Genomic DNA, 12919 nt, shown 5'->3' with positions numbered 1-12919 from the left:
CGGCCGCCGGAGATGCATTATCGCGGGCGATGATTACTCGATGCCGAGTTCCTTGCGGACCTTCTCATAATCGCCGCGCAACGCCAGCGAACCTGCCGTCAAGGTCAGCTTTTCCGGCTCCTTGCCGTTGGCGATCCAGTCGTACATGTTGAGCGCCGTCTCGTAGCCGTGACGCTTCGGCGAGATGATGACCGTGCCGAAGAAGCCCGTCGCTGCCGGCTTCTTGAACTCGTTGATCGCCGATTCCGCGCCGCCGATGCCGACACCGATCACGTTGGTCGCCGGAATACCGACCGATTCCGAAGCGCGGACGGCGCCGAGAACGGCTTCGTCGTTGAGGCCGAAGGCCACCCAGTATTTCACGTCGGCATGCTTGTTGAGGACGGTGGTCGCCGCGTTGAGTGCTGCCTCGGTATCCGTCTTCGCCTGCGGCGCATCATAGATGTTCTCAGCCGGGAACCCGGCGGACTTCAGGACCGAGATCGCACCTTCGACGCGGTCGACGGCGGTCGGCAGCTGATCGTAGGAAACCCGGATCGCGCCGACATTCTTCATGTCCCAGCCGCGCTTCTTGATTTCGTCGACGATGGCCTGTCCGACGGTCTCGCCGATCTTGGTGGCGGAAATGCCCATATGCGGCACGTCTTCCAGCGGCTTGCCGTCGGCACTGACGAGGCGGTCGTCGACCGTCATCAGCTTCAGCTGATTGGCTTCGGCCTTGGCGACGATGCCGGGGCCGAGTTTGACGTCGGGCGTGCAGATGATGAAGCCTTGCGCACCCTGCACGCCGAGATTGTCGATCGCCGACTGAACCTTCTCGCCGTCTTCGGCGCCGATCTTGACGACCGTGAAGCCTTTATCCTTGGCGGCCTGATCGGCGAATTTCCATTCGTCCTGGAACCAGGGCTCCTCCGGCTGCTTGACGATGAAACCGATCTTGACGTCTGCGGAAAATGCCGAGCCGGTGCTCAGAATGGCGAACGTGCCAGCCAGAATAGCTGCTTTGAACAAGCGCATGTCTCTCTCCCTAAACTCTGAAATCGAGCAGCTGCCTCCCAGGCAGCGCCCAATGAATTATGTTAAATCATCATACCAGTCAATTGCTAATGTATGATGATTAGAATAATAGGGTAGTGGCGAGAACGGATGGACCCGTCGCAAACTGGATCGAATTCGGTTAATCAGGTTCGGTTGCTGCCCGGGAGAGAGCGCGGAGAGGTGAAGTTGGAATCGACTGAGGAACAAGGCCGAACGGAAAGCTCCGGCAGCGAACGCCGGCCGCGCGTACGCCGCAACGTGATGGCGGCCATCGCTCAGGACATCTGCGCCGACCGCTATCCCTCGGGCTCGCCGCTGCCGCGCGAGAACGACCTCTGCGAACTCTACGGCGTTAGCCGCACCGTCATTCGCGAATCGCTGAAAGTGTTGGAATCCAAGGGGCTTGTCCGTGGCAAGCCGCGGGTCGGAACGACCGTTTGCGATCGGGATGAATGGAACATCCTGGATGCCGAGGTGCTCGACTGGATGGGGCCTTACATCAAGGACTTCGACCTGCTGGGATGCATTCTCGAAGCCCGCCGCACCATCGAACCGGCGGCCGCCGAATATGCCGCCGAACGCGCCAGCGCCCAGGAGATCGCCGATCTCGACAGGGCCTGGCGGCAGATGCGCGACAGCGCAGGCGATCCGGAACGCTTCACCGACGCCGACGTGATGTTTCATACGGTGCTGCTGACCGCCAGCCACAACCAGGTGTTCCGCCGCCTGTCAAGCGCCATCCATGCTGCGCTGAAATATGCGCTGCATGCCTCCAACATCGCCGTCGAAAACCGGGAGGATGCGGTGCTCGTTCACGGCGAACTCGTCGAGGCCTTGCGCATGCGCGACAAAACAGGCGCGAGGGAATGCGCCAATCGTATGCTCGACCTTGCGGTACGCGACCTTGCCGCCGCAGAGAAGGCAATCGGCAGGGCGAAATGATCAATCACGAAAAGCCGTGGACGCGCTGCCCCATCGCAAATCCGAGAAGAGATTAAGAACCACGATGAAGATCACCAAACTCACCACCTATATCGTTCCGCCGCGATGGCTGTTTCTGAAGGTCGAGACCGACGAAGGCATCGTCGGCTGGGGTGAACCGGTCGTCGAGGGGCGTGCGCTGACCGTCGAGGCCGCCGTCCACGAACTGGAAGACTACCTGATCGGCAAGGATCCTTTCTTGATCGAGGACCATTGGACGGTGATGTATCGCGGTGGTTTCTATCGCGGCGGCGCGGCCCATATGAGCGCCATCTCGGGCATCGACCAGGCGCTCTGGGACATCAAGGGCAAGGCGCTCGGCCAGCCGATCCATTCCCTGCTCGGCGGCCAGCTGCGCGACCGCATCAAAGTCTATTCCTGGATCGGCGGCGACCGCCCCGCCGATGTCGCCAACAATGCCAGAGACGTCGTCGCCCGCGGCTTCAAGGCGATCAAGCTCAACGGCTGCGAGGAAATGCAGATCGTCGACACCAACGAGAAGGTGGAAAGGGCGGTCGAGACCATCGCCGCCATCCGCGAGGCGATCGGCCCGCATATCGGTATCGGCGTCGATTTCCACGGCCGCGTCCACAAGCCGATGGCCAAGGTTCTCGCCAAGGAGCTCGAACCCTACAAGCTGATGTTCATCGAGGAACCGGTGCTTTCGGAAAACAAGGAAGCGCTGCGCGACATCGTCAACCATACCTCGACACCGATCGCGCTTGGTGAGCGGCTCTATTCGCGCTGGGATTTCAAGCAGGTGCTTTCGGACGGCTATGTCGACATTATCCAGCCGGATCTTTCCCACGCCGGCGGCATCACCGAATGCCGCAAGATCGCGGCGATGGCCGAAGCCTATGACGTCGCCCTGGCCCCGCATTGCCCGCTCGGCCCGATCGCGCTCGCTGCCTGCCTTCAGGTCGATGCCGTCAGCTATAATGCCTTCATCCAAGAACAGAGCCTCGGCATCCATTACAACACCGGCAACGATATCCTCGACTACATCTCCAACAAGGAGGTGTTCGAATATGCCGATGGTTTCGTTTCGATCCCGCAGGGGCCGGGCCTCGGCATCGAGGTCGACGAGGCCTATGTCAGCGAGCGCGCCAAGGAGGGACATCGCTGGCGCAACCCAATCTGGCGGCACGCCGACGGCAGCTTTGCCGAGTGGTGAGAGAATGAAGGGTCGCGCAAGCGGCCCTTTTTCATTCGCAGTGTAGGATATCGGCCACCTCCTGCGTCATAATGGCAGCTCAAAAGGAGGTTTCCCATGGCCAGAGCAATCGTAATCATCATCGCCCGCTTCATCTTCAGCCTCATCTTCTTCATGGCCGCCGGCTTCAAGTTTGCCGATATCGGCGCCACGGCGAGCTACATTGCCGCCGCCGGTTTCCCGATGGCGACCTTCCTCACCTGGGTCGCGGCCCTTTTCGAGATCGCGTTGGCCCTTGCCTTCATATCGGGCGCTTTCTTCACCGAGGCGAGCCTACTGGCAGGCATCTACGTGATCTTCCTTGCCTTCGCCTTCCACGGACCGGCCCACTGGCAACAGAACCAGGCCGAGTTCGGCTTCTTCGTCGATCACTTCACCTTCCTCGCCGGCCTGCTCTTTGCCGCCGTCCACGGGCCGGAGAGATGGGCCTTGCGGCAAACGTTCCTCCGTTAGGCTTTTCCCTCCGGAACGAACTGCCGCGCCAAACATTGGCCTATCTGCAGAACGTCACGGAGGGTCGCCCATGGAGCTGAAGGACAAGGTCGCGCTGGTCACTGGTGCCGGTTCCGGCATCGGCAAAGCGGCCGCATTGAAACTCGCCGCCGAAGGTGCAAAGGTCGCAGTCCTGAGCCGGACGGCAGACGAGGTCGAGAAGACCTGCGCCGAGATCAAGGCCGCCGGCGGCCAGTCGATCTCGCTGACCGCCGACACCAGCGACGAAGGCCAAATGCGAGCTGCGGTGCAGAAACTCACAGAGACCTTCAACGGCCTCGACATCGTTGTCGCCAATGCCGGGATCAATGGCGTCTGGGCGCCGATCGACGATCTGAGTCCGGATGAATGGGACAAGACGATCGCCGTTAATCTGCGCGGCACCTATCTGACCCTGCACTTGACGGTTCCGCATCTGAAGCGCCGCGGCGGTTCGATCGTCGTCGTCGCATCGATCAACGGCACCCGCACCTTCACTACGCCGGGTGCCACCGCCTATACCGCAACCAAGGCAGGCCAGGTCGCCATGGTCCAGCAGCTCGCCCTGGAACTCGGCCGCCACGGCATCCGCGTCAATGCCGTCTGCCCGGGCGAGATTGAGACCAATATCAACGCCAATACCGACAGCCGTTATCGCGAGGAGACGGAGGTTCCGGTGATCTGGCCACAGGGCGACATCCCGATTGCCGGCGGGAAGGCAGGCAAGAGCGAGGATGTTGCCGAAACGATCCTCTTCCTTGCCTCCGATCGGGCCCGGCACATCACCGGCACACCGATCTGGATCGACGGCGGCCAGGGCCTGTTGCGGTAGTCCTCGGAGGTTTCGCGAAAAAGTCAGCCGTTCAGCCGGGCGCTGTCGAGTGTATAGAGTTCCTGGGCACGCTGCACCCCGCGCAACGCATAACGTCCGACGCATGCCAGCGCGGCGCGCTCTTCCGCCGGTATGGCCGCGGCGAAATCGGAGGAGATCAGCAGGTTGAGGTCGACCGAACGGCACATGGAGGCGATCCGGCTGACCTCGTTGACGGCAGGGCCGATGACGGTGAAGTCCAGCCGGTCCTGGCTGCCGATATTGCCGTAGAAGACATCGCCAATATGAAGGCCGATATAGACGTCAGTCGTCGCGCGGCCGTCGGTAGCGCGCGCGGCATTCAGCTTGGCGAGCTTTTCCCGGAGCAGCGATTCGGCGCGAAGCGCCGAACGGCAGGTTTCGGCCGGCACCTCGCCCTTGAAGATGGCCAGCACACCATCGCCGATCAGCTTCAGCACATTGCCGCCGGCCTCATGGATCGCCGAGATGGCGACCTCGCTGTAATCGTTGAGCAGCGGAATGATTTCCTCCGGCGGCACACGGTCGGAAATCTTGGTGTAGTTCAACAGATCCGAAAACCACAGCGCCGCCGAGATCCGCTCCGATTTGCCGCGGCTGATCTTGCCTTCCATCACCTGGCGCGCCGCATCCTCGCCGAGATAGACTTCCGCGATGGTCCGCGCGATGCGCCCCAGCGCAATGCACTTGATCGCCAGTCCGAGGACCGGCACGAGCTTGCGCAGAATGGCGAGATCGTGATCCGAGAAACCCTCGGGATGCTTGGTTGCGAAATGCGAAAAGAAGCAATCCATCTCACCAATCGTGCCGGCTTCGCTGAAACGGTGCATCATTGCTACGAAATCGGTGTTGCCTGCTTCGGCGATCTTGTCGAGCATGGTGAAATCGATCGGATCGCCGAAGCCGATGCGTCGGCGGACCTCCCGCTCGTTTCCCGACCAAAGATAATAGAAGGCAGAGCGTTGCCAGGTCGCAGCCGCTTCGCCCGAGCCCGTCGGGCCATACTCGAATTCGGTTTCGATCTCTTCCACACTATCCCAGCGGAAGGCCCGGCCCTCATGCACGGGGTGCAGCGTGTCCATCAGCGCCATGCCGCGGTCGAGCGGCAGGCCGGCATCGCGGCAGGCCGCGCAGAAGCCGGTCATGAGCTCCGCTTCCGAAGCGCCCTTCAGCCCCTGTTCCGTAACCCAGGCTGCGATACTGCTGACGTCGCTGTAATCCATGGCGCTCACCTCTACCTGTTCTGAAGCTTTAGCCCAAATGCGTAATGGACGAAAAGCCGATTGGCTCAATCGCCTGCAGGCAAGTTGTAGGGCGTAACGATTTCGATGGAAGAATGCGAGGTCGAAATCGTCCGAACGGAGGCCGCGGTCCGGCTCATGATCGCCCTGAAGGCCGAACGCGCATCGGTTCGGAGATCGTGATGCAGCACGAAGCCGACGCGGCGCGCGGCAAGCAGGGCGCGATTGTCCGCATCCAGATCGTGAGCGACGAAAATGCGGACGGGACGTTCGGCTGCATCGAAGGCCGTCAGCACCGCCCGATTGCCGCCGCCGATCGAATAAACGGCATTGATGGCAGGATCGGTCGCAAGCGCTGCCGCCACAAGCGTTCCCGTCACGGCATCGGTGCCGTGTCCCTCGCTGATTTCTGTGATGCCGATCCCGGGATAACGGGTGCGAATGATGCGGCGAAAACCGATCTCGCGCTCTTCCTCGCCGCGGAACCGTCCGCTCGACAGCGTCACAAGTACCTGACCGCCGTCAGAGCCGAGGAACTCGCCGATGAGATAGGCCGCCGTCTCCCCCGCCGTCCGGTTGTCGGCGCCGGCATAGGCTATGCGCGCCGAATTCGGCAGATCCGTCACGAGCGTGACCACGGGAATGCCGGCCGAATCCGCCCGTGCGACGGCAGCCACCACCTCGGCGACGTCAGGCGCCTTCAGCACGATGCCGTGCGTGCCGCGCAGCCGGATGCGGTCAAGAAGCTGCACAAGTTCGGCCGGTCTCATCACCTCAGCGAAATGGAAGCGGCAGCGGAAGACACCGGGCAGAAAGGCCGCCATCTCTGCCTCGAAGGCCGCACGCACTGCATCGCTAAACCGCTGGGGCGTCTCCATGACGATATCGATCGCTAGCGTTCGCCCGCTGACCATCGTTCCCGTCTGCTGCTTCTCCAGCTCCGCGATCGCTGCCCTCACCCGCATTTCCGTCTGCCGGCGCACACCTGGCCTGCCGTTCAGCACCCGATCGACTGTCGCGGTGCTGAGCCCCGCCTGAAAGGCGATGTCTTTGATAAGAAAGAGATGCGCCATCGGCTCCGTCTGATGGTTTTTTGATGGATTGCTGATCTATATCAGCTTGCGGCCCGGCGTATAGTGCCTCCATCGGAACCAGGGAGGAGCCGCTATTGAAAACCGATGACCTGCAGAAACTGCGCGCCGACCGCGTCTGGCTCAGCGAAGACGCCTGCAATCTCCACGACTTTCGACGGCTTGCGGAAAAACCGACCGTCCTTGCCGAATATCCAACAGCTTCGGCGGTCGAAAAAAACATCCTGATCTATGACAGCCGCAAGGTGGCGGCAGCGGCCGATACGCCGGAAGGCCGGCGCGCCGTGCTGGCCGAAATCTGCGACGCCTTCGGCGAAGGGCCGGGTGTGGTCGTGTTCAAGCGCGCTTACGAAGACACCGGCATCATCGACCGTGCCAGCGCGCTCTTCGACGCAATCATCGAGGAACAGCACCGCACCTCGACTGGAGGCGGCGATCACTTCGCCAAGCCCGGCGCCAACGACCGCATCTGGAATTCGCTGGAAAAACACTGCCTCACCGATCCGGATAATTTCACCGAATATTACGGCAATGCCATCATCGCGCTCGCAAGCGAAGCCTGGCTCGGCCCGAGCTATCAGATGACAGCACAGGTCAATCGCGTCAATCCAGGCGGCGCGGCGCAGACGGCCCACCGCGACTACCATCTCGGTTTCCAGTCGTCTGCGGTCATCGAGCAATTTCCGGCGCATGTTCACCGTCTCTCGCCGGTTCTGACGCTGCAAGGCGCGGTTGCCCATTGCGACATGCCGCTCGAAAGCGGTCCGACACTCTTCCTGCCGCACAGCCAGACCTATGTGCCGGGTTATCTGGCGCTGAAGCGCCAGGAATTCCGGGATTATTTCGAGGCCAACCACGTCCAACTGCCGCTCGAAAAGGGCGACGTCGTCTTCTTCAACCCCGCCCTCTTCCACGCCGCCGGTACCAACCGCTCGGCCGAAATCAAGCGTGTCGCCAACCTCCTGCAGGTCTCCTCCGCCTTCGGCCGTGCCATGGAAACGGTCAACCGCGAGAGAATGAGCGCCAGACTCTTTCCCGCCCTGAAGGCGTTGCAAGACCGGCTCTCGCCCAAAGAAATCGCCAACGCCGTCGCCGCCTGCGCCGAGGGTTATTCCTTCCCCACCAATCTCGATCGCGACCCGCCGCTCGGCGGGCTGGCGCCGAAGACGCAGGCACAGCTGATGCACGAGGCACTCAGGGAAGGCTGGAGCGACGAAGTTTTTGCGACAGCACTTGCCGAACATGCGCGAAGGAAATTGAGTTGACTTTGGAAATCGACCCCCCTCATCCGCCCTACGGGCACCTTCTCCCGAGGGGAGAAGGGAGAATCGAGGCGCCGCCACCTGTCTCTTCTCCCCACCGGGCAGAAGGTGCCGGCAGGCTGCTGAGAGGGCCACACGGCACCGACATGCGAGCCTCCCGCACGCGCGGGAGGCCATTCGCACATGAAAAGGGAGGAACCACATGAGCACGGATCACGGCCGCTTCGACGGCAAGATCGCCATCGTCACCGGTGGTACGCAGGGCCTGGGCGCAACCATCGCCCGTCTCTTCGCCGAACGCGGCGCGGCAGGCATCGTCATCTGCGGCCGCAATGAAGCCAAGGGCAAGGCGAAGGCCGCGGAGATTTCGGCTGCGACCGCCGCCAGAGCCGTCTACGTCAAAGCTGATCTCGGCAAGGTCGAGGACGTCCGAAATGTGGTGCAGGTCTGCGACCAGACCTTTGGTCGTGTCGACGCCCTGGTCAATGCCGCCGCCATCACCGATCGCGGCACCATTCTCGACACCAGCCCCGAACTGTTCGATGCCATGTTCGCCGTCAATGTACGGGCGCCGTTTTTCTTGATGCAGGAGGCGGTAAAGGTCATGCGCCGCGAAAAGATAGAAGGCACGATCGTCAATATCGGCTCGATGTCGGCTAAAGCCGGCCAGCCCTTTATCGCCGCCTATTGCGCCTCGAAGGGCGCGCTGGAAACGCTGACGAAGAACACCGCCTATGCGCTGCTGCGCAACCGCATTCGCGTCAACGGCCTCAACATCGGCTGGATGGCCTCCGAAGGCGAGGACCGCATCCAGCGCGAATATCACGATGCACCTTCCGACTGGCTGGAGAAGGCGGCGGCGAACCAGCCCTTCGGCCGGCTCGTCGATCCGCACGAGGTGGCGCGCGCCTGCGCCTACCTGTCATCGGCGGAATCCGGCCTGATGACCGGCTCCGTCATCTGTTTCGACCAATCGATCTGGGGTGCCTACGACGACTCGCCGCATCCGGTCGCCGCCCTCTGAGAAGACCCAAGCCTGACATTTCCCATTGCCGGGCTCTGGCACCTCGCAGGATTTATCGCTACGAGAAGGACGACCGCATTCAGGGAGGAACTGGCGTGGCCGACAATTCGCTTTACGACATTCGCGATGAGCGCTTCGCTGCCATGGTCATCGGCAGCGCCGCGCTCGAGGAGCTTTATTCCGGCTGCCGCTGGACGGAGGGCCCGGTCTGGTTCTCCGACCTGAACTGCCTGCTCTGGAGCGATATCCCGAACGAACGCATGATGCGCTGGACGCCGGATGGCACGGTCTCCGTCTTCCGCTCGCCTTCCAATTACGTCAACGGCAATACCCGTGACCGGCAGGGCCGGCTCATCTCCTGCGAACATGGCGGCCGCCGAGTCACCCGCACGGAAATGGACGGGAGCATCACCGTCCTCGCCGACAGCTACAAAGGCAGGAGATTGAACTCGCCGAACGACGTCGTCGTCCACTCAGACGGCGGGATCTGGTTCACCGATCCGACCTACGGCATTCTCTCGGACTATGAGGGTCATAAGGCTGAACCTGAGCAGCCGACCCGCAACGTCTACCGCATCGACCCCGCGAGCGGCGCGACAGAGGCGGTCGTGGAGGATTTCATCCAGCCGAACGGCCTTGCCTTCTCGCCCGATGAAACGAAACTCTACATTGCCGATTCAGGCTCGGGCAAACATGAAGTGCCATGCCATATCCGGGTCTTCGATGTCGTCGACGGCAGAAAGCTTGCCAACAGCCGCTATTTCTGCAGCCTCGATGCCGGCCATCCCGACGGCTTTCGTTTCGATGTCGGCGGCAATCTCTGGACGAGCGCGGGTGATGGTGTGCATTGCTTCTCACCCGATGGAACGCTGCTCGGTAAGGTCAAAGTGCCGCAGACGGTGTCCAATCTCACCTTTGGCGGCCCTAAGAAGAACCGGCTCTTCATCACCGCGACCCGTTCGGTCTATTCGATCTATACCAAGACGAACGGGGCACAATATCCGTAACTTATGGAAGCACGACGGCGTGCGTGCGACAGGCATGCCTGACGATATCGCCGCCGGCGGCGGGGCGGCGTTGCCGCCGGCGCGTCATCTGCAAGGGGCGGCAACGGTTCCGGATGACGACCTGTACGAAAAACGCTAAAGCGCATCACATGAATCAGATTTGCGACGCGCTGGAGCGCTGGCGCCTCGATGCATCAAGGAGGACTACCCGATGATCCGATTTTCACGCGCCAAGGGGAGCCGCACGGCTCCTGGTGCCACGACCGGGAGAGCCTGAGATGCGTTCCGTCGTTTCCTTCAACGAGGGCTGGAGTTTCCACGAGGGCTTCGGCCAGCGCCTGCTCGAAAACTTCGATGCCGCCAAGCCGGTCAGCCTGCCCCACACCGCCGTCGATCTACCCTTCAACTATTTCGATGAGAAGGACTATCAGCGCGCCTTCACCTATCAGAAGGTGCTCCGTTGGCTACCGGAATTCGAGGATCGCGAGGTTTCGCTGATCTTTGACGCCGCCATGGCGGACAGTGTCGTCTATCTCAACGGCGAGCAGATTATCGCTCACAAAGACGGCTACACCCCCGTCGAAGCCCGCCTCACCGGCAAGCTGGTGAAGGGCGAAAACCTGGTGACCGTCAAGATCGACGGCAGTGAAAATCCCGCCATCCCACCTTTCGGCGGTCGCATCGATTACCTGACCTATGCCGGCATCTACCGCGATGTCTGGTTGAAGGTCACCGACCCGGTCTCGATCCGCAACCTCAAGGTCGAAACATCAGACGTTCTTGCCCCTCAGAAATCGGCGACGGTCCGCGTCGACATCGCCAATCCCGAGCGCCGCAGCTTCTCGGCGACCGTCACGGCTACGCTGAAGCAGGCCGACGGCACGGTGATCGCCACTGCAGCGACTGAAACGATCGGCGACCGCACGACGCTTTCCTTCGGCGGCCTCACCGGCATAGCACTCTGGGACATCACCAATCCGACGCTCTATGAGGTCACGGTCGAAGTCAGGACCGAGCACGGCTCCGACCGCCTCTCCACCCGGTTCGGCTTCCGCACCGCCGAATTCACCCCGGAAGGTTTCCTGTTGAACGGCAAGCCGTTGAAACTGCGCGGCCTCAACCGCCACCAGGCCTTCCCTTATGTCGGTTATGCCGCCGGCCGGTCCGCCCAGGAGCGCGACGCCGACATCATGAAGAGAGTGCTGAAGTGCAATATCGTCCGCACCTCGCATTATCCGCAGTCGAAATGGTTTCTCGATCGTTGTGATGCGATCGGCCTGCTGGTCTTCGAGGAAATCCCCGGCTGGCAGCATATCGGCGATGCCGACTGGCAGAAGGAATCGATCGAGAATGTCCGCCGCATGATCGAGCGCGACTGGAACCATCCCTCGATCATCATCTGGGGCGTGCGCATCAACGAGTCGCAGGATAGCCACGACTTCTACGTTGAGACCAACCGCTTGGCCCGTGAACTCGACAGCACCCGCCAGACCGGCGGCGTGCGTTATATCACCGAGAGCGAATTGCTCGAGGACGTCTACACGATGAACGACTTCATCCTCGGCAATGAGGAATTGCCGGGCGCCAACCGTCCGCGCACCGTGCTGCGCGGCCAGCAGGAAAATACCGGGTTATCCCGCAAGGTGCCGTACCTCATCACCGAGTTCAACGGTCACATGCACCCGACGAAGATTTATGATCAGGAACAGCGCCAGGCCGAGCATGTGCGCCGTCATCTCGAGGTGCTGAACGCCGCCTATGGCGATCCGGATATCTCGGGCGCCATTGGCTGGTGCATGTTCGATTACAACACCCACAAGGATTTCGGCTCCGGCGACCGCATCTGCTATCACGGCGTCATGGATATGTTCCGTGAGCCCAAGTTCGCGGCCTATGCCTATATCAGCCAGTGCGACCCTTCCGAGGAAATCGTCATGAAGCCGGTGACCTTCTGGGCGCGCGGCGAGCGCAATATCGGCGGCGTGCTGCCGCTGATCATCCTGACCAATTGCGACGAGGTGGAACTGCAATATGGCGCGCTTTCCAAGCGCATCGGTCCGGATCGCGAGAACTACCCGCACCTGCCGCATCCGCCCGTCGTGCTCGACCACCGGCACTTCACTGCCGATGAGCTCGGCACCTGGGGGCTCGAATGGATCGACGGCACCTTTACCGGTTATATCGGCGGTCAGCCGGTGGCGAGCCTGACGCTGGCTGCGGATCCTTTACCGACGACGCTTGAGATCGTTGCCGACAGCCAGACGCTGAAAGCCCGCGAACGCGACAGCACTCGCGTCATCATCCGCGCCCTCGACCAGTGCGGTCAGCGCCTGCCGTTCATGAACGACTGCATTTCGCTGAAGGTGCATGGCCCGGCAAAGATCGTCGGCCCGACCAATGTGCCGCTGCAGGGCGGCACATCAGGCTTCTGGCTGGAGGCGACCGGGCTGGTGGGAGACATTACCGTCGAGGCTGTCTCCTCACGTTTCGCGCCGGTGACCCTCAGCGTAACAGCCGTCGCCTGACGCATAAGCCGAACTGAAGGTGTTGGAGCGCTCTTGCCACGTCTTATCGGACACGCGGCGCTCCGCCTTACGGAATCCGCGCCTGTGTTTCCGGGTCGAAGAACACAGCCTTGTCGAGATTGAAGGCGAGGCGTGTGTGCTGGCCGGGTGCGATGCCGGCATCGGCGCGCAGTCGGGCGACCACTTCCTTGCCGCCGAGCTTGGTGACGGCGAAGG

Annotated in this window: 11 protein-coding genes and 1 pseudogene; 8 read left to right on the top strand and 4 right to left on the bottom strand. The window is 61.9% G+C overall.

The genetic code is table 11. From position 1 onward, the window contains the following. Positions 1-33 precede the first annotated feature (33 nt). Positions 34-1017 carry an arabinose ABC transporter substrate-binding protein gene (locus HJC00_RS06220; protein WP_221146339.1) on the bottom strand — a complete coding sequence of 328 codons (984 nt, stop codon included), beginning with the start codon at positions 1015-1017 and terminating at the stop codon, positions 34-36. Positions 1018-1224: 207 nt separating this feature from the next. Here HJC00_RS06220 and HJC00_RS06215 point away from each other — a divergent pair, with 207 nt between their 5' ends. The 4 genes from HJC00_RS06215 (at position 1225) to HJC00_RS06200 (ending at position 4535) form a co-directional block, all read left to right on the top strand. Next, entirely contained in the window at positions 1225-1980 is a 756-nt protein-coding gene (locus tag HJC00_RS06215) for a FadR/GntR family transcriptional regulator (RefSeq protein ID WP_259669862.1), read from the top strand. Positions 1981-2044: 64 nt separating this feature from the next. Then, the gene (dgoD, locus tag HJC00_RS06210) at positions 2045-3193 is read left to right on the top strand and encodes a galactonate dehydratase (protein ID WP_210629736.1); all 1149 of its coding nucleotides are present in this window, start codon (positions 2045-2047) and stop codon (positions 3191-3193) included. Between the two features lie 96 nt (positions 3194-3289). Continuing rightward, positions 3290-3685, top strand: coding sequence for a DoxX family protein (locus HJC00_RS06205; protein WP_210629735.1), 396 nt, complete (start codon positions 3290-3292; stop codon positions 3683-3685). Positions 3686-3755: 70 nt separating this feature from the next. After that, positions 3756-4535: an SDR family NAD(P)-dependent oxidoreductase gene (locus HJC00_RS06200; protein ID WP_221154468.1), complete on the top strand. Its 780-nt coding sequence runs from the start codon at positions 3756-3758 to the stop codon at positions 4533-4535. A 23-nt stretch (positions 4536-4558) separates the two neighbouring features. Here the strand turns inward: HJC00_RS06200 and HJC00_RS06195 are convergent, their stop codons facing one another. Then, positions 4559-5776, bottom strand: coding sequence for an adenylate/guanylate cyclase domain-containing protein (locus HJC00_RS06195; RefSeq protein ID WP_221122956.1), 1218 nt, complete (start codon positions 5774-5776; stop codon positions 4559-4561). A 65-nt stretch (positions 5777-5841) separates the two neighbouring features. Then, entirely contained in the window at positions 5842-6867 is a 1026-nt protein-coding gene (locus tag HJC00_RS06190) for a LacI family DNA-binding transcriptional regulator (RefSeq protein ID WP_221154466.1), read from the bottom strand. Positions 6868-6962: 95 nt separating this feature from the next. On the opposite strand from HJC00_RS06190, the gene HJC00_RS06185 reads away from it, so the two are divergent. From HJC00_RS06185 to HJC00_RS06170, 4 genes are all read left to right on the top strand, one after another. After that, positions 6963-8150: a phytanoyl-CoA dioxygenase family protein gene (locus HJC00_RS06185; RefSeq protein ID WP_221163772.1), complete on the top strand. Its 1188-nt coding sequence runs from the start codon at positions 6963-6965 to the stop codon at positions 8148-8150. A 199-nt stretch (positions 8151-8349) separates the two neighbouring features. After that, entirely contained in the window at positions 8350-9171 is an 822-nt protein-coding gene (locus tag HJC00_RS06180; RefSeq protein ID WP_221154455.1) for an SDR family oxidoreductase, read from the top strand. Positions 9172-9266: 95 nt separating this feature from the next. Continuing rightward, positions 9267-10178, top strand: coding sequence for an SMP-30/gluconolactonase/LRE family protein (locus tag HJC00_RS06175; protein ID WP_221146334.1), 912 nt, complete (start codon positions 9267-9269; stop codon positions 10176-10178). Between the two features lie 278 nt (positions 10179-10456). After that, a complete protein-coding gene (locus HJC00_RS06170) occupies positions 10457-12703 on the top strand; it encodes a glycoside hydrolase family 2 TIM barrel-domain containing protein (RefSeq protein WP_221163771.1) in 2247 nt (748 codons plus the stop codon). A 67-nt stretch (positions 12704-12770) separates the two neighbouring features. Here the strand turns inward: HJC00_RS06170 and HJC00_RS06165 are convergent. Beyond that, positions 12771-12919 (bottom strand): annotated as a pseudogene (locus tag HJC00_RS06165) (sugar ABC transporter ATP-binding protein); the annotation flags it as partial.

The organism is Rhizobium sp. NLR22b (assembly GCF_019685295.1).
GTDB lineage: Bacteria > Pseudomonadota > Alphaproteobacteria > Rhizobiales > Rhizobiaceae > Rhizobium.
The sequence above is the reverse complement of the archived record's forward strand: the minus strand, read 5'-3'. Positions and strand labels throughout refer to the sequence as shown.